Here is a 17,366-nt window from a genome sequence, read left to right as displayed (position 1 = left end):
ATGAGCATGATGAGACTGATCAGAAAACGCGAAACGCTGCTCTTTGCCATCATCGTGGTAATGATTGCCATCTTCTCGACGCGGGCCGCCGATTTCGCCACACCGGACAATCTCGCCGGGATATTCAACGACACCGCGATCCTGATCATCCTGGCGCTTGCCCAGATGACGGTCATCCTGACGAAATCGATCGATCTCTCGGTTGCCGCCAACCTTGCCTTCACCGGCATGGCAATCGCGATGATGAATGCCGCATTTCCCGGCCTGCCATTGATCGTGCTGATCCTTGCCGCGGTCGTGATCGGTGCAGTCCTCGGCTCCATCAACGGCTTCCTCGTCTGGCGCCTCGAAATCCCGCCGATCGTCGTCACCCTCGGCACCCTCACAATCTATCGCGGCATGGCCTTCGTGCTGTCGGGCGGCGCCTGGGTGAACGCCCATCAGATGACACCCACCTTCCTCGCCGTCCCCCGCACGCCTATCCTCGGCCTGCCGGTGCTGAGCTGGGTTGCGATCATCATCGTCGCGCTGATGTACATGCTGCTGCGCTACAGCCCGTTCGGCCGCTCGGCCTATGCGACCGGCGGCAATCCGACGGCGGCCGTCTATGCCGGCATCGATACCGGCCGGACGAAATTCCTCGCTTTCGTGCTCTCGGGCGCGCTCGCCGGCCTTTCCAGCTATCTCTGGGTGTCGCGTTATGCCGTCGCCTATGTCGATATCGCCAACGGCTTCGAGCTCGACAGCGTTGCCGCCTGCGTCATCGGCGGCATCTCGATTGCCGGCGGCGTCGGCTCGGTCGCGGGCACGGTGCTCGGCGCGCTCTTCCTCGGCGTCATCAAGAACGCCCTGCCGGTCATCGGCATTTCCCCTTTCACGCAGATGGCGATCTCCGGAACCGTCATCATTCTCGCCGTCGCCTTCAATGCCCGGCGTGAGCGCAACCGGGGCCGCATCATCCTGCGCGACCGCGCCGCAGCCGAAATCAGAACGGAGGCCGCAGCATGAGCACCGTATCCACCCACGAAAAGCGCGTCATCCCCGACCGCCTCGGCACGCCCTTCCGCCGCATCGTCGCAAGCTGGGAAGTGCTGCTCTTCGGTGTCGCCGTCCTGATCTTCTTCTTCAATTCCGTGGCCTCGCCCTACTTCCTCGATGCCTGGAACCTCTCGGACGCGACTTTCAACTTCACCGAAAAGGCAATGATCGCCTTCGCCATGGCGCTGCTCGTCATCTCTGGCGAAATCGACCTCTCCGTCGCCGCGATCATCGCGCTCGCCTCAACGGCGATGGGCGCGGCAGCCCAGCTCGGCGTCGGCACGCCGGGCCTGGTCGCGATCGGCATCGGCACCGGCCTCGCCTGCGGCATCTTCAACGGCGTGTTGGTCTCGGTGCTGAAACTGCCGTCGATCGTCGTCACCATCGGCACGATGAGCCTGTTCCGCGGCATTTCCTATATCGTGCTCGGCGACCAGGCCTACGGCAAGTACCCCGCCGATTTCGCCTATTTCGGGCAGGGCTACGTGTTCTGGGTGTTCTCCTTCGAATTCGTGCTGTTCATCGTGCTGGCGGTCCTCTTCGCCATCCTGCTGCATGCGACGAATTTCGGCCGGCAGGTCTATGCGATCGGCAACAATGATTTCGCCGCCCGCTTCTCCGGCATTCCGGTCGAGCGCGTCAAATTCATTCTCTTCCTGCTGACCGGCGTCATGAGCGGTGTTGCCGCCGTCTGCCTGACCTCGCGCCTCGGTTCGACCCGGCCGTCGATTGCGCAAGGGTGGGAGCTCGAAGTCGTCACCATGGTCGTGCTCGGCGGCATCTCGATCCTCGGCGGCTCCGGCACGATCGGCGGCGTCGTCATCGCCGCCTTCGTCATGGGCCTCGTCACCTTCGGCCTCGGCCTCTTGAACGTGCCCGGCATCGTCATGTCGATCTTCATCGGCCTGCTTCTGATCATCACCATCGCCATCCCGATCCTCGCCCGCCGCATCAAGCTCATGAGCTCCCGATGACCCTGGAAAAACACGCCTTCAAGATGCAGCTTAATCCCGGCATGGAAGCCGAATACCGCAAGCGGCATGACGAGATCTGGCCGGAACTGGTCGATCTCCTGCACCAGTCGGGCGCCAGCGACTATTCCATCCATCTCGACCGCGAGACCAATACGCTGTTCGGTGTTCTGACGCGGCCAACCGATCACACGATGGCGAGCTTGCCGGACCATCCGGTCATGAAGAAATGGTGGGCTCATATGGCCGACATCATGGCGACCAATCCGGATAATTCGCCCGTTCAAAGCGACCTCGTCACCCTCTTCCATATGCCATGACCGCCAGCTCCTACCGCCGCATCGCCGTCCTCGACATCGGCAAGACCAACGCCAAGGTCGTCGTGCTCGACAGCGCGACCGGTGCCGAAATTGCCGTCCTGAAGCGGCCGAACATTGCGATCAAGAACGGTCCCTACCCGCATTACGATATCGAGGCGCTCTGGTCCTTCGCCCTCGACGCGCTGAAGAGCCTTGCGCGGGAACCCGGCTTCGATGCCATCTCGATCACCACCCATGGCGCCGCAGCCGCGCTGCTCGACCGGGACGGTGCGCTCGCCATGCCGGTGATCGACTACGAACATGAATATCCGGAGGCGATCCGCGATGCCTATACGGCCTTGCGCCCCTCCTTCGGCGAAACCTTCTCGCCGCGCCTCGCGATGGGCCTCAATGTCGGCGCGCAGCTGCACTACCAGAAGAGCGCCTTTCCGGAAGACTTCGCCGAGGTCGCAACCATCCTCACCTATGCGCAATACTGGACGGCGCGACTGACCGGAGTCGCCGCCAATGAACTGACGTCGCTCGGCTGCCACACCGACCTCTGGAACCCGAAAACATCAAGCTATTCCTCGCTCGTCGACCGGCTCGGCATCCGCGATCTGATGGCGCCGATCCGTTCCGCCTTCGATGCGCTCGGCCCGGTCCTGCCCGAGATTGCCGCCGCGCTCGGGCTTTCAGCGCCGGTGCCGGTCTATTGCGGCATCCACGATTCCAACGCCTCGCTGCTGCCGCATCTGGTTCATCGCGAAGCGCCCTTCGCCGTCGTCTCCACTGGCACGTGGGTGATCAATTTCGGCGTCGGCGGCGATCTCGACCACCTTGATCCGAGCCGCGATGCGCTTGCCAACGTCGACGCCTATGGCCGCGCCGTTCCCTCCTCGCGTTTCATGGGCGGGCGGGAATTCGAAATTCTTTCGGCCGAGATCGGTCCGGTGGATGACGAGGCCGCCTGGGCTGCGATCGGTGCGGTGATCGGCAAGGGCATGATGCTGTTGCCCAACGTCGCCCCCGGCTCCGGACCCTTTCCCGGAAAGGCAAGCCGCTGGATCGGCGCGGAGGGAGCAGGCCGCGAGGCGCGTCATGCCGCTGCCTGTCTTTATCTGGCGCTGATGACCGATGCCTGCCTCGGGCTGATCGGCGCCAAGGGCCCTGTTGTCGTCGAAGGGCCTTTTGCCCTGAACGAACCCTATCTTAAGCTGCTCGCCGCCCTCGCCGGCCGTGTTGTCGTCGCCCATCCAGGCTCCACCGGCACCAGCCAGGGGGCTGCACTTCTGACTGGCATCCGGCCAGTCTCCGGTGCCGAGACACATGTTCCGCCGTCCGAAATTGCCGGGTTGAAGGTCTATCGGGATCGCTGGTTCGCGGAAATCGAATAGGAGCTTTTCCTGCAACGCCCCTTGTTCCTCACCGGCTTGCGGTTAGTGTGGCGCCTCGAAACTCAGGTCGGGGAGACAGCATGACAGAAGCATTCGATCCGCGCGCCCTCGCAGCCAGGCTTTACAGTCTGCGGCGGGCCGGCAGACAGGAGGCGACCAGCGCCTTCCTGTCGCCGGCCAATCTCCATCAGGCGACGGAAGCGCAGCACTTTCTCGCCGCGGCCGACGGCATTTCCAGCAATGCATGGAAGGTGACGGTTTCGCCGCAAGGCCACGCCGTCAGCGCTCCGCTGCATCCCTATGCCGAAGCCGTCTCAGGTGCTGAAATCCCCTGGTATCCAGGGCTGAAATTCGAAACCGAGATCGCCGTGCGCCTCGGCAAGGACCTGCCGATCCGCGCGGGCAAGCCGTACAGCCGCGCCGACGTGGTCGAGGCGATTTCCACTGTCCATCTCGGCGCCGAACTGCTGATCAGCGCGGTCAGGGAAAGCGGCAGCGTTTCCTTCCTGCTGTTTGCCGCCGACCGCCTCGGCAACAGCGGCTATGTGCTCGGCCCGAGGCTCGACAACAGCCTTGTTGATATCGCCGGCGGCACCCCGCTCAAGGTCACGCATGCCGGACGCACCATCTATGACGGCCCTGCCCAGCATCCGAAGGGCGACGTTCTCACTTGGCTGGTCGACTACGCTAATGACGGCTGGCGTCCGCAAACATCGCTTAAGGCAGGCGCGCTGATCACAACGGGCACGTTGAGCGGCGCGATCGAACTGGCCGAACCCGGCGAGATCGACATCCTTTTCGGCGATTCCAGGCTAAGTTTTTCGGTATCGAAGACATGATGAACGTTGGTTATACCCGCGGCCGCGGCAATTCCCCGCTGTCTCACCTTCTCCAGAGAAAAGGTAAGTTGACAATCCAGGTTTAGTTTTGCAGGAACCGGGTGTGGATGGGAGGCCGATGCATGTCAGAGGCACTCCCCAACCTGCAGCGCCGAACCCGGAGCAGACCATGCCTTCGTCTTTCCTTGCCCTGTCTCAAATCACCTATGCCATTGGGCCGAAGCCGATCCTGCATGGCATCGACCTGACCCTCGATCAGGGCCGTATCTACGGCTTGGTGGGACCGAACGGCTCCGGCAAGAGTACGCTTTTGAAGATCATTGCCCGGCAGATCGCGCCGCAATCCGGCGCGATCTCCTTCGGCGGCAAGGTGGCGGCGGACTGGGGCGCCCGGGAATTTGCCCGGCACGTCGCCTATATGCCGCAATTTACCCCGGCGACTGACGGGATGACCGTGCGCGAACTCGTGGCGCTCGGGCGTTTTCCCTGGCACGGCACACTCGGTCGCTTCACCGCGACAGACCGCAGCAAGGTCGAGGAGGCCATCGCCCGCACCGAGCTTCAGGACTTCACCGATCGTCTCGTTTCCGACATGTCCGGCGGCGAGCGCCAGCGCGCCTGGATTGCCATGATGCTCGCCCAGAATGCCCGCTGCCTGCTGCTCGATGAACCGACATCGGCGCTCGACCTCGCCCATCAGGCCAGCGTCCTCTCCCTGGTACAGCAACTCAGCCACGAACGCGGGCTGACCGTCGTCATCGTGCTGCACGATATCAATCTTGCCGCGCGCTACTGCGACGCGATCGTCGCGCTCAACCGCGGCCGGATCACTGCCGAAGGCACGCCCGCCGAGATCATGCAGACCGACACGCTGCACTCGATTTTCGGCGTCGGCATGGGCGTCTTCGCGCATCCGGTTCGAAACGAGCCGGTCAGCTATCTCCTATAGTCGCCGCCTACACTTTCTCGCGGAACATCTCGATGATCGCGGAGAAATCTCTGCCGCCATTGCCTTGCTTTTCGAACAGCGCAAAAAGCTGGGCGGCCTCCGCACCGAGCGGCGTCGAGGCGCCGGTTGCCAGCGCCGCCTCCTGCGAAAGCTTGAGGTCCTTCAGCATCAGCGCAGCGGCAAAACCCGGCTTGTAACCATTGTTCGCCGGCGACGTCGGCACCGGTCCGGGCACCGGGCAATAGGTGTTGATCGACCAGCATTGGCCAGACGAGGTCGAGGCGACGTCGAACAGGGCCTGGTGCGAAAGACCGAGTTTTTCGGCCAGCACGAAGGCCTCGCAGACGCCGACCATCGAAATGCCGAGGATCATATTGTTGCAGATCTTCGCCGCCTGGCCGGCACCCGCCTCGCCGCAATGGACGATCTTCTTGCCCATGGCCTCGAGAATCGGTTTCGCCCGGGCGAAGGCCTCGTCCGAACCGCCGGCCATGAAGGTCAGCGTGCCCGCAGCCGCCCCACCGGTGCCGCCGGAGACGGGAGCATCGAGCGACAGGCAACTGGCGGCCTTGGCCATCTCATGCGCCTTGCGGCTGCTGTCGACATCGATTGTCGAGCAATCGATAACCAGCGTATTTTGCGCCGCGGTCTGCAGGATATCGGTCCAGGCCGTCAGCACGTGTCTGCCCTGCGGCAGCATTGATATGACGATCTCCGCGTCCTTGACCGCCTGGCTCACATGGCTTGCCGGCTTGACGCCACTCTGTTCGGCCGCCTTCAGCACGGGAGCGGCGAGATCGAAGCCGAGAACCTCGTGGCCTGACTTGACGAGATTGGCCGCCATCGGCCCGCCCATGTTGCCGAGGCCGATGAATGCGATCCTTGCCATGGTCTTCTCCTATCGATTGTCTTCGAGGATCATCGCCGCCGCCTTTTCGGCGATCATGATGGTCGGCGAATTGGTGTTGCCCGAGGTGATCGACGGCATCACCGAGGCGTCTGCGATCCTGAGCTTGCCGAGCGCCCTTAGTTTCAGCCTGGGATCGACGACGCTGTCCCGGTCGGCGCCCATACGGCAGGTACCAACCGGATGAAAGATCGTCGTGCCGATGTCGCCCGCCGCCCGCTCCAGATCGGCCTCCGTCCGGTAGTTCGGCCCGGGCTTGAATTCTTCCGGCCTAAAACGGGCGAAGGACGGCTGCGCCACGATCCTGCGCGTCAACCGTATTGAACGGACAGCTATGTCACGGTCGCGCTGCGTCGAGAGGTACTTCGGGCTGATGGTCGGCTGGGCGGCGAAATCCGGGCTCGACAGGTGCACCGAACCGCGGCTTTCGGGCCTCAGATTGCAGACGCTGGCGGTGATCGCCGGGAAAGGATGGACCGGATCGCCGAACTTCTCCAGCGACACCGGCTGCACATGATATTGCAGATCCGGCGCTTCCCGGTCCGGGCCTGACCGGGTGAAGATGCCGAGCTGGCTCGGCGCCATCGCCATCGGGCCGGAGCGGCGGACGAGATATTCGAGCCCGATCGCCGCCTTGCCGATCAGCTTCGTCGCCTTCTCATTCAGCGTCGGAACCCCGGTCACCTTATAAGCCAAGCGCAGTTGCAAATGATCCTGCAGGTTCTCGCCGACCGCCTTTACCTCGGTGACCACATCGACACCCGCCTGCCGCAGAACTTCGCCCCTGCCAATGCCCGATAGCTCGAGAATATGCGGCGAACCGATCGAGCCGGCCGAAAGCACTGTCTCTTTCGCCGCGTAGGCACGCTTGGCCACGCCTTGATGCTGAAATTCTACACCGGAGACCGCCCCCTCCTCGACCAGCAGCCGCCGCACCTGCGCCTTGGTCAGGACCGTCAGGTTGGAGCGCCGCATTGCCGGGCGCAGAAAGGCTTTCGACGTGTTCCAGCGAATGCCGGAGCGCTGATTGACGTCGAAATAGCCGGAGCCTTCGTTGTTGCCGCGGTTGAAATCCTCTGTCTCCGGAATGCCGGCTTCCCTCGCCGCCTGCTGAAAAGCGTCGAGCACGGCCCAGCGCACACGGGCCTTCTCGATGCGCCATTCGCCGCCGGCCCCATGCATCTCGTCTTCGCCGCGGTAAAAATCCTCTGACTTGCGGAAGAAGGGCAGAACATCGTCCCATCCCCAGCCGGTGCAGCCCATCTGCCGCCAGAGATCGTAGTCGCGCGCCTGCCCGCGCATATAGATCATGCCATTGATCGAAGAGCAGCCGCCGAGCACTTTTCCGCGGGGATAGCTCAGCGCCCGGCCGTTCAGCCCGGCTTCCGGCGCGGTGGTGAAGCACCAGTCGGTGCGCGGATTGTTGATGCAATAGAGATAACCGACGGGAATATGGATCCAATGGTAATTGTCGCTGCCGCCGGCTTCCAATAGCAGCACGCGGCTCCTGCCGTCGGCGGATAGACGATTGGCGAGCACGCAACCTGCGCTGCCTGCCCCGATGATGATGTAGTCGTAACGATCCATGTCCGCCCTGCACGAAATTCCAATGCCTGCCGCTTCCGCCGTCCGCTGCGGAAGAGGAGCTAGCGGCGATAGACGAAGCCCAGCTTCCGCCCCAGTCGCGAAGCGTAGAATTCGCCGATAATGCCGCGGCGGAAGATCAGCACACAGACCATGAAGACGACGCCGGTGATGATCGTGACCGGGAATTCCGATGTGGCGAGGTAGTTTTCCAGCGCCACCACCAACCCAGCACCGAAAAGCGGGCCGATCAACGTGCCGATACCGCCGAGCAGTGTCATCAGGATCACCTCGCCCGACATCTGCCAAGCGACGTCGGTGAGCGTCGCGAACTGGAAGACGATAGATTTCACCGCGCCCGCCAGTCCGGCAAGCGCCGCCGACATGACGAAGGCGCCGAGCTTGTAGCGCGCCACGGAATAACCAAGCGAGATCGCCCTTTGCTCGTTTTCGCGGATTGATTTCAGGATCATGCCGAAGGGCGAATTGATGAAACGCCAGATAATCAGCACGCCGATAATGAACACGGCGAGCACGAAATAATACATGTTGGTCGAGCTGTTGAGATCGATGACGCCGAAGAGATGGCCGCGCGGCACCGACTGGATGCCGTCTTCGCCCTCGGTGAACTTCGCCTGCAGGCAGAAGAAGAAGAACATCTGCGACAGCGCCAGCGTGATCATCGCGAAATAGATGCCCTGCCGGCGGATGGCGAAGAAGCCCATGACGAGGCCGAGCAAGGCAGCCCCAACGACACCGATCAGGATGCCGAGCTCCGGCGGCAGCCCCCATGACTTTACCGTATAGGCGGTAAAATAGGCCGCCCCGCCGAAGAAGGTGGCATGTCCGAAGGAAAGCAGGCCGGTATAGCCGAGCAGCAGGTTGAAGGCGCAGGCGAACAGCGCGAAGCATAGCAGCTTCATCAGGAAGATCGGATAGAAGAAAAACGGGGCGAGCAGCAGAAGCAGCAGCCCCACGAGGAGGAAGCCAGCCTGCACCGAAAGAGCGGTTCGGCTTTTTTCCGTTCGGATGGTTTCGGTGATGTCAGCCATGTCAAGCATCCCGGCCGAAGAGGCCCGCGGGCCTGATGAGAAGCACGATCGCCATGATGACGAAGATCACGATGTTGGATGCCTCGGGATAAAAGACCTTGGTCAGTCCCTCTGCAATGCCGAGCACGTAACCGGTGATGATCGCGCCCATGATCGATCCCATGCCGCCGACGACGACCACGGCGAAAACGACGATGATCATGTTCGAGCCCATCAGCGGCGAGACCTGGTAGATCGGTGCGGCCAGCACGCCCGCAAAGGCTGCAAGTCCGGCGCCAAGCGCATAAGTGAGCGTGAGCAGCACCGGCACGTTGACGCCGAAGACCTGCACCAGGACGGAATTTTCGGTGGCGGCGCGAAGATAGGCCCCGAGTTTGGTCTTCTCGATCAGAAGCCATGTGCCGAGACAGGCGACGAGCGAGACGACGACCACCCAGCCGCGATAGATCGGCAGGAACATGAAGCCGAGATTGGCGCCGCCGGCAAGGGCTGGGGGCGTCGCATAGGGTTGGCCGGACGAGCCATAGAGATAGCGGAAGGTGCCCTCGACGGCGAGCGCCAGCCCGAAAGTGAAAAGCAGGCCGTAGAGCGGATCGAGATCGTAGAGCCGGCGCAGGAACAGCCGCTCGATGATCGCGCCGGCAAGTCCGACGATGACGGGCGCCAGGATCAGCGACGGCCAGTAGCCGATGCCGGCATAAGTCAACAACAGATAGGCGACGAAGGCGCCGAGCATATATTGGGCGCCATGGGCGAAGTTGATCACCCTTAGAAGGCCGAAAATGATCGCGAGACCGAGGCTGAGCAGCGCATAAAACGAGCCGTTGATCAGGCCGATCAGAAGCTGGCCGAGCAGCGCCTGCAGGGGAATGCCGAAGATCATCGTCATCTGGTCACACTCCCAGAACCTTGTGCAGCGTATCCATGCGCTGCGGCAGTTCGCCGACCGGGAATTCCGACACCATCTGCCCATGATCCATCAGATAGAAGCGATCGGCAATACGGCTGGCGAAGCGGAAGTTCTGCTCGACGAGCAGGATCGTCATGCCGCGCTCCTTGAGTTTCTTCAGCACCTCGCCGATGCGCTGGACGATGACGGGAGCAAGCCCTTCCGTCGGTTCGTCGAGGATCAGCAGCCGCACGCCGGTGCGCAGGATACGCGCGATCGCCAGCATCTGCTGCTCGCCGCCTGATAGTTTGGTGCCCGGGCTGCCGCGGCGCTCGTAGAGATTGGGGAAGAGCTCGTAGATCTCCTCGAGCGTCATGCCACCGCTGGCAACGACCGGCGGCAGCAGCAGATTTTCCGAAACGGTGAGCGTCGAAAAGATACCGCGCTCCTCCGGCACGAAGCCCATGCCGCGATGCGCCGTCTTGTGCAGCGGCACATGCATCATGTCGCTGCCGGCAAAGCTGATCCTTCCCTTGCGGGTTCGCACGATGCCGGTGATGGTGCGCAGCGTCGTCGTCTTGCCGACGCCGTTGCGACCGAGAATGGTGATCGTCTCGCCCTCGCCGACATGCATGTCGACGCCGTGCAATATATGGCTTTCGCCGTACCAGGCGTTGAGGCCCTGAACTTCGAGGAGAGCGGCCATCAGTGCTCCTCCGTGCCCATGTAGGCCTCGCGCACGCGCTCATCCTGACTGACCGTGGCATAATCGCCCTCGGCAAGGATCTCGCCGCGCTGCAGCACGGTGACTTGCTGGCAGATATTGGCGACGACGGAAAGATTGTGCTCGACCATCAGCACCGCCCGATCGCGGGCAACATCGCGGATGATCGCCGAGACGACGCCGACATCCTCATGCCCCATGCCGGCCATCGGTTCGTCGAGTAGCAGCACTTTCGGCTCCAGCGCCAGCGTCGTGGCGATCTCCAGCACGCGCTTGCGACCATAGGAAAGATCGGCGGCGAAATGGTCGCGCTCCTTGGAAAGGCCGACGCTCGCAAGCAGCTGTTCGGCACGCTCGTTCAGCCGGTCGAGTGCCGACAGTGGCCGCCAGAATTGCGTCGACAGATGGTTCGGCCGCTGCAGCGCCACGCGCACATTGTCGAGGACCGAGAGATGCGGGAAGACCGCCGAGATCTGGAAGGAGCGCACCAGCCCCATGCGTGCCACCCTGTCGGGCGGCGTGTCGGTGATATCGGTGTCCAACAGGGTGATCGTGCCAGCCGTCGGCTGCAGGAACTTCGTCAGCAAGTTGAAGACCGTGGTCTTGCCGGCGCCGTTCGGGCCGATCAGCGCATGCACGCTTGCGTCGCGCACGTCGAGATCGACATTCTTGACGGCCGTGAAGCCGCCGAAATCGCGGCGCAGGCCGCGGGCGGACAATACCACCCGCGGCTTTGCCTGAGTTTCAATCGCGGAAACCGCCATCGTGCTCACTTCACCAGATCGCAGCCGCTCTTAGCGGGATCAATATAGGCTTCCTTGCCGGGAATGGTCGCGAGAACGTTGAAGTAGTCCCACGGCTCCTTGCTGTCGGCGGGCTTCTTGACCTGCAGGAGATACATGTCGTGAATCATGCGGCCGTTGGCGCCGACCGTGCCGCCGCGGCCGAAGACGTCGTCAACAGGCATTTGATGCAGCTCTTTGGCGACGGCTTCCGTCTCGTCGGTGCCGGCTTTCTGCACCGCCTTCAGATACTGCGTCACCGCCGAATAGGTGCCGGTATGGACCATGTTCGGCATCTTGCCGGTGCGGTCGAAGAACTTCTTGGCGAAGGCGCGGCTTTCGTCGTCGCGGTTCCAGTAAAAGCCCTCTGTCAGCGTCAGCCCCTGCGCCGCCTCAAGGCCGAGACCATGGACTTCGGCGAGTGTGAAGAGCAGCGCCGCCAGATGCTGGCCACCCTGGGTGATGCCGAACTCGGCCGCCTGCTTGATGGCGTTCGAAGTGTCCAGGCCGGCATTGGCAAGACCGATCACCTTGGCGCCCGATGATTGCGCCTGCAGCAGGAAGGAGGAGAAGTCCTGGCTCGACAGCGGATGGCGAACGGCGCCGACGACCGTGCCGCCGCTCGCCTTCACAAAGTCGGTTGTCTGCTGCTCCAGCGAGTAACCGAAGGCGTAGTCGGCGGTCAGGAAAAACCAGCTGTCGCCGCCCTGCTTGACGAGCGCGCCGCCGGTGCCGACGGCCAACGCATGCGTGTCATAAGCCCAGTGGAAGCCGTAGGGCGAACAGGCCTTGCCGGTGAGATCGGTCGTCGCAGCGCCGGTCACGATGTCGATCTTCTTCTTCTCCTTGGCGATCGCCTGCACCGCAAGCGCCACCGAGGAGGTCGTCAGTTCCATGATCGCATCCACCTGCTCGGTGTCATACCATTGGCGGGCGATGTTGGAGGCGATATCCGGCTTGTTCTGGTGGTCGGCATCGACGATCTCGACCGGAACGCCGAGCACCTTGCCGCCGAAATCCTCGACCGCCATCTTGGCGGCCTCGACGGAAGACTTGCCGCCGAAGTCGGCATAGACGCCCGACTGGTCGTTCAGGATGCCGATCTTGACCTTGCCATCGGTCGCGCTCTGCGCGAGCACCGCTGTGCTGCTCGCAAGCAGAAATGCAACTGATGCAACGAGATTCTTACGCATATTCTCTCCTCCCAGAGATGAGCCAGATTGCGGGTCTGTTCAGATTTGGCCAGCCGCACTCCTCAGAGCGGCCGATCCTTGGCCTACGATCACGGAAATTCCGCATTGAAGCAACGGGTGGTTTACAACTAATTCCAAACAGTATCTGTTCGTTTTTGAACAGATAGGAACGGCGATGACCAATCCACCGCAGTTTACTTGGGATGATCTTCAGTTTTTTCTAGCGGTCGCCCGTACCGGACAGCTCTCGACGGCGGCCCGGCAGTTGCGCTCCAGCCATGCCACCGTTTCGCGACGTATCGACCGGCTGGAATTTACCCTCAAGGTCAAGCTGTTCGAGCGCAATCCGCGCGGTTACGTGCTGACTGCCATGGGCACGCGTTTCATCGAGACGGCCGAGCGGATGGAGCAGGAGACCGAGCGGCTGCGCGCCGACCTTGCCGATGGCTCGATGGCGCAGCGCGGCCTAGTGCGCCTCAGCGCGCCCGAGGGCTTTGCCAATTTCTTCTTCGCCACCGTGCTGCCGCGCTTTGCCGCCCAGCATCCGCATCTTTCGCTCGAGCTGGTGACAATCCAGCAGATCATGTCGCTGTCGCGCAAGGAGGCCGATCTTTCCGTTGTGCTCGACGAGCCGAAAGGCGGGCCTTATTACGCTGAAAAGCTGACCGACTATCACCTGCAGATCTACGGCTCGCGCAACTACCTGGCAAAGGCGCCTGATATCACTAGCCGCGAAGATCTGCTTCAGCATCCCTTCGTTAGCTATATCGAGGAAATGATTTTTGCGCCGGGGCTGGATTATCTCAGCGATGTGCATCCGCGCATCAAACCGCAGTTCCAGAGCTCCAGCATTTTCGCGCAGCTCACCGCCACCCGAAATGGCCTCGGCTTATGCATCCTGCCCTATTTCTTCGCCAGCCGTTATCCCGAACTCGTGCGCGTGCTGCCCGAGGAGATCGACCTGAAGCGCCATTACTGGATTACCTGCCATCGCGACCTGAAACAGGCGCCGCGTGTGCGGGCCGTTATCGACTTTCTGCGCGAGGCCGTGCGCGGCGAAGATGCGCGTTTCGTGCCGCCTTTTGTCGCCAACGCCCCGCGCCAACCAGAATCCGAAACGTGATTACTTGAGAAACTCGGCCCGGTGCGGCGTGAAGCTATCGATCAGCCGGCCCTTTTCCAATGCCTTGACGCCATGGACGAGATTGGGCGGCACGATGAAGCTGCCGCCCTGTTTCAGCACCTCGGTGCGGCCATCGATCGTCACTTCGAAGCTGCCTTCGGCGACATAACTTGCCTGGATGTGCGGATGCGAATGGGCAGCTCCGATGGCGCCGCTTTCGAACGCCACTTCCACCATCATCATCTCGGGCAGATAGGTCATGATGCGCCTGGTGACGCCGGGTTCGGGATTGACCCATTGGGCGCCTTCGGCCGATACGAACAGATCGCTTGACGACATTTCCGCCTCCTCATTCCAGAATCGAACGGGGGCAAAGTGGATCATACCGCGGCGTTTGAAAAGATGGCGGCCCCTGTCTTTTCGATAGGGCCGCCTTGTTGTTGACGCGCTCGGCTGGCGGGTCTATGCGACCTTGAGCGAGGCAAGCCTGAATGAGGAGACGCCGCCATGCAGCATACGCGCGAGGTTTTCGACTGGGCGGACCCATTCCGCCTGGTGGAGCAACTGACCAATGAGGAACGCATGGCGCAGGATACCGCCCATGCCTATGCGCAGCAAAAGCTCACTCCCCGTGTTCTCGACGCCTTTCGAAATGAAAAGACCGATCCAGCCATCTTCCGCGAAATGGGCGAACTCGGCCTGCTCGGCCCGACGATTTCGCCCGATTATGGCGGCGCCGGCCTCGGTTATGTCGCCTACGGCCTGATCGCTCGCGAGGTCGAACGGGTCGACAGCGGCTATCGTTCGATGATGAGCGTGCAGTCGTCGCTGGTCATGGTGCCGATCGAAACCTTCGGCTCAGAGGCACAGAAAATGAAATACCTGCCGAAGCTAGCGGCCGGCGAATGGATCGGCTGCTTCGGCTTGACCGAGCCCGATCATGGCTCCGACCCCGGCTCGATGGCGACACGCGCCAAGAAGGTCGACGGCGGCTATAGCCTCACCGGGTCGAAGACCTGGATCTCGAATGCACCGATCGCCGATGTCTTCGTCGTCTGGGCAAAGACCGAGGACGGCCTCATCCGTGGTTTCATCCTCGAAAAGGGCTGGAAAGGGCTTTCCGCGCCAGCCATCCATGGCAAGGTCGGCTTGCGCGCCTCGATCACGGGCGAAGTGGTGATGGATGAGGTCTTCGTGCCCGAGGAAAACCTGCTGCCCGGCGTCACCGGCCTCAAGGGGCCGTTCACCTGCCTCAACTCGGCCCGCTTCGGCATTGCCTGGGGCGCACTTGGTGCGGCCGAGGATTGTTATGCGAGGGCCCGGCAATACACGCTGGAGCGCAAGCAGTTCGGCCGGCCGCTCGCCGCCAACCAGCTGATCCAGAGGAAACTCGCCGACATGGCGGCGGAAATAGCGCTCGGCCTTCAGGGCTGCCTGCGGCTCGGCCGGATGAAGGAGGAAGGCCATCCGCCGGTGGAGCTGACCTCGATCCTCAAGCGCAACAGCTGCGGCAAGGCGCTGGAAATGGCGCGCGCGGCCCGCGACATGCTCGGCGGCAACGGCATCTCCGACGAATTCGGCATCGCCCGCCATCTCGTCAACCTCGAAGTCGTCAACACCTATGAGGGCACGCACGACATCCACGCGCTGATCATCGGCCGGGCGATCACCGGCATCGCCGCCTTTGCGAACTAAGTTGCCCGGCGCCGGTCAGCGCTGGCGAATTGCCACGCGCCCGACAATGTGCGACCTTCCCTGGCTGCGGCACACGGCCGGCAATGAGGGGATCGCGCATGTTTTTGCTTCTTGCATTGCTGATCGGTGTCATCTCGGGCCTTCGCGCCATGACCGCGCCCGCTGCCGTCGCCTGGGGCGCCGCGCTCGGCTGGGTCGACGTATCGCAGACACCGCTTGCTTTCATGGGCTACCGGTGGACGCCGTGGATTTTCACCGTTCTCGCCGTCGTTGAACTCGTCACCGACCAGCTGCCGTCGACGCCGTCGCGCAAGGTGCCGATGCAGTTCGGCGCCCGCATCGTCACGGGAGCACTTGCCGGCGCCACGATCGGCGCAGCCAGCAGCCTGCTTTTCGGCGGGCTGATCGCCGGCGTGATCGGCGCCGTCATCGGCACCTATGGCGGCGCCGCCCTGCGCGCCAGGCTTGCCGCCGCCTTCGGCAAGGATCTACCGGCCGCTCTCATCGAGGATGCCGTTGCCGTTGTCGGCGCTCTATTAATCGTGGGAGCCGTGTCATGAAGAGCTTCGACGCCATGGTTATCGGCGCCGGCCAGGCCGGCCCGTTCCTCGCCGCCCGCATGGTCGAAAAGGGCATGAAGGTAGCGCTGATCGAACGCAAATTTCTGGGCGGCACCTGCGTCAATGCCGGCTGCATGCCGACCAAGACGTTGGTCGCCAGCGCCCGCGCTGCCCATGTCGCAAGAAGTGGCGCCGCCTACGGTGTCAATATCCCCGGCGAAATCGCTATCGACATGAAGGTGGTGAGAGCCCGGGCGGAAACCGTGACGATGAATGCCCGCAACGGCCTGATCGGCTGGTTTGACAGCATGGAGGGCATGAGCGTGATCTACGGCCATGCCCGTTTCGAGGATGCGAAAACCATCCGCGTCAACGGCGAGACGCTGACGGCGCCGCGCATTTTCCTCAATGTCGGCGCGCGGCCCGTCATCCCCGAACTGCCGGGCATCGACGATATCGATTACCTCACCAGCACGTCGATCATCCATCTCGATACGCTGCCGCGGCACCTGACGGTGATCGGCGGCAGCTATATCGGGTTGGAATTCGCGCAGATGTATCGCCGCTTCGGCGCCGAAGTCAGCGTCATCGAGCACGGCCCGAAGCTCGCTTCACGCGAGGATGAGGATATATCGGACGCGATCGCCGATATATTGCGCTCCGAAGGCATCGAGGTTCATACCGATGCCGGCGATATCGCCTTTGCCCGAAACGGCAGCGGAGTGAGCGTTGTCGCCGGCGCGGCGAAGATCGATGCAAGCCATGTTCTGATCGCCACCGGCCGCAAGCCGAACACCGACGACCTCGGCCTTGATGCCGCCGGCGTAGCGATCGACAAGCGCGGCTACATCACCGTCGACGACAAGCTTGCCACCAATGTCGAGGGTATCTTTGCGCTCGGCGATTGCAATGGTCGCGGCGCCTTCACCCATACCTCCTACAACGATTTCGAGATCGCCGCCGCCAACCTCCTCGACGGCGACGACCGCAAGGTCTCAAGCCGCATCCAGGCCTATGCGCTCTATATCGACCCGCCGCTCGGCCGGGTCGGCATGACGGAGAAGCAGGCGCGCGCCTCCGGCCGCAGGATCATGGTCTCGACCCGGCCGATGAGCCGCGTCGGCCGCGCCAATGAACGCGGCGAGACCAAGGGCTTCATGAAGGTGATTGCCGATGCCGAGACCAAAGAGATCCTCGGCGCGGCGATCCTCGGCATCGAAGGCGACGAGGTGATCCACGGCCTGATCGATGCAATGAATGCCGGAACCACCTATCCCGCGCTGAAATGGTCGGTGCCGATCCATCCGACAGTGTCGGAGCTGATTCCGACACTGCTTGGGGATTTGAAGCCGGTTTAAGGCCAG

The 17,366-nt window shown here is 62.6% G+C and carries 18 protein-coding genes; 10 read left to right on the top strand and 8 right to left on the bottom strand.

Going from position 1 to position 17,366, the window contains the following annotated elements:
* Nucleotides 1–6 precede the first annotated feature (6 nt).
* From ACQ7C1_RS15110 to ACQ7C1_RS15085, 6 genes are all read left to right on the top strand, one after another.
* Nucleotides 7–1,008, top strand: a complete 1,002-nt coding sequence (locus tag ACQ7C1_RS15110; RefSeq protein WP_430958845.1) for an ABC transporter permease — start codon at nt 7–9, stop codon at nt 1,006–1,008.
* Nucleotides 1,005–2,012 carry an ABC transporter permease gene (locus ACQ7C1_RS15105; RefSeq protein ID WP_430958844.1) on the top strand — a complete coding sequence of 336 codons (1,008 nt, stop codon included), beginning with the start codon at nt 1,005–1,007 and terminating at the stop codon, nt 2,010–2,012. Before ACQ7C1_RS15110 ends, ACQ7C1_RS15105 begins: the two co-directional genes overlap by 4 nt.
* Nucleotides 2,009–2,329: an L-rhamnose mutarotase gene (gene rhaM / locus ACQ7C1_RS15100; protein WP_097600811.1), complete on the top strand. Its 321-nt coding sequence runs from the start codon at nt 2,009–2,011 to the stop codon at nt 2,327–2,329. Before ACQ7C1_RS15105 ends, rhaM begins: the two co-directional genes overlap by 4 nt.
* Entirely contained in the window at nt 2,326–3,705 is a 1,380-nt protein-coding gene (locus ACQ7C1_RS15095; protein WP_430958843.1) for an FGGY-family carbohydrate kinase, read from the top strand. The genes rhaM and ACQ7C1_RS15095 overlap by 4 nt, the downstream gene beginning before the upstream one ends.
* A gap of 80 nt (nt 3,706–3,785) precedes the next feature.
* A complete protein-coding gene (locus tag ACQ7C1_RS15090; protein WP_430958842.1) occupies nt 3,786–4,544 on the top strand; it encodes a fumarylacetoacetate hydrolase family protein in 759 nt (252 codons plus the stop codon).
* A 169-nt stretch (nt 4,545–4,713) separates the two neighbouring features.
* Entirely contained in the window at nt 4,714–5,493 is a 780-nt protein-coding gene (locus tag ACQ7C1_RS15085) for an ABC transporter ATP-binding protein (protein ID WP_430958841.1), read from the top strand.
* Nucleotides 5,494–5,500: 7 nt separating this feature from the next.
* On the opposite strand, the gene mmsB is transcribed toward ACQ7C1_RS15085, so the two are convergent.
* From mmsB to ACQ7C1_RS15050, 7 genes are read right to left on the bottom strand one after another with little or no spacing between them, the layout of a single operon-like run.
* Nucleotides 5,501–6,382 (bottom strand): 3-hydroxyisobutyrate dehydrogenase, encoded by an 882-nt coding sequence (mmsB, locus tag ACQ7C1_RS15080; protein WP_430958840.1) that lies wholly within the window; start codon nt 6,380–6,382, stop codon nt 5,501–5,503.
* A gap of 9 nt (nt 6,383–6,391) precedes the next feature.
* On the bottom strand, nt 6,392–7,987 hold the full coding sequence (locus tag ACQ7C1_RS15075; protein WP_430958839.1) for a GMC family oxidoreductase: 1,596 nt from the start codon (nt 7,985–7,987) through the stop codon (nt 6,392–6,394).
* Nucleotides 7,988–8,046: 59 nt separating this feature from the next.
* Entirely contained in the window at nt 8,047–9,036 is a 990-nt protein-coding gene (locus ACQ7C1_RS15070) for a branched-chain amino acid ABC transporter permease (protein WP_430958838.1), read from the bottom strand.
* Between the two features lies 1 nt (nt 9,037).
* On the bottom strand, nt 9,038–9,925 hold the full coding sequence (locus tag ACQ7C1_RS15065) for a branched-chain amino acid ABC transporter permease (protein ID WP_430958837.1): 888 nt from the start codon (nt 9,923–9,925) through the stop codon (nt 9,038–9,040).
* A gap of 4 nt (nt 9,926–9,929) precedes the next feature.
* Nucleotides 9,930–10,631: an ABC transporter ATP-binding protein gene (locus ACQ7C1_RS15060; protein WP_430958836.1), complete on the bottom strand. Its 702-nt coding sequence runs from the start codon at nt 10,629–10,631 to the stop codon at nt 9,930–9,932.
* A complete protein-coding gene (locus tag ACQ7C1_RS15055) occupies nt 10,631–11,413 on the bottom strand; it encodes an ABC transporter ATP-binding protein (protein WP_430958835.1) in 783 nt (260 codons plus the stop codon). Before ACQ7C1_RS15055 ends, ACQ7C1_RS15060 begins: the two co-directional genes overlap by 1 nt.
* 5 nt (nt 11,414–11,418) lie before the next feature.
* Complete coding sequence (locus ACQ7C1_RS15050) at nt 11,419–12,624, bottom strand: ABC transporter substrate-binding protein (RefSeq protein ID WP_430958834.1); 1,206 nt, start codon at nt 12,622–12,624, stop codon at nt 11,419–11,421.
* Nucleotides 12,625–12,799: 175 nt separating this feature from the next.
* On the opposite strand from ACQ7C1_RS15050, the gene ACQ7C1_RS15045 reads away from it, so the two are divergent.
* Nucleotides 12,800–13,747, top strand: a complete 948-nt coding sequence (locus ACQ7C1_RS15045; RefSeq protein WP_430958833.1) for a LysR family transcriptional regulator — start codon at nt 12,800–12,802, stop codon at nt 13,745–13,747.
* Here ACQ7C1_RS15045 and ACQ7C1_RS15040 read toward each other — a convergent pair whose 3' ends face one another.
* Nucleotides 13,748–14,086, bottom strand: a complete 339-nt coding sequence (locus ACQ7C1_RS15040; RefSeq protein WP_430958832.1) for a cupin domain-containing protein — start codon at nt 14,084–14,086, stop codon at nt 13,748–13,750.
* A gap of 168 nt (nt 14,087–14,254) precedes the next feature.
* On the opposite strand from ACQ7C1_RS15040, the gene ACQ7C1_RS15035 reads away from it, so the two are divergent.
* The 3 genes from ACQ7C1_RS15035 (at nt 14,255) to ACQ7C1_RS15025 (ending at nt 17,360) form a co-directional block, all read left to right on the top strand.
* Complete coding sequence (locus ACQ7C1_RS15035) at nt 14,255–15,442, top strand: acyl-CoA dehydrogenase (RefSeq protein WP_430958831.1); 1,188 nt, start codon at nt 14,255–14,257, stop codon at nt 15,440–15,442.
* 98 nt (nt 15,443–15,540) lie between these two features.
* A complete protein-coding gene (locus tag ACQ7C1_RS15030; protein WP_430958830.1) occupies nt 15,541–16,002 on the top strand; it encodes a DUF4126 domain-containing protein in 462 nt (153 codons plus the stop codon).
* Nucleotides 15,999–17,360, top strand: a complete 1,362-nt coding sequence (locus ACQ7C1_RS15025) for an FAD-containing oxidoreductase (RefSeq protein WP_430958829.1) — start codon at nt 15,999–16,001, stop codon at nt 17,358–17,360. The genes ACQ7C1_RS15030 and ACQ7C1_RS15025 overlap by 4 nt, the downstream gene beginning before the upstream one ends.
* Nucleotides 17,361–17,366 lie beyond the last annotated feature (6 nt).

It is taken from the genome of Rhizobium sp. Nf11,1 (genome assembly GCF_050587665.1).
Classification (GTDB): Bacteria; Pseudomonadota; Alphaproteobacteria; order Rhizobiales; family Rhizobiaceae; genus Rhizobium.
Note: the sequence above shows the minus strand (reverse complement) of the source record. Positions and strands in the feature narration are given on the sequence as shown.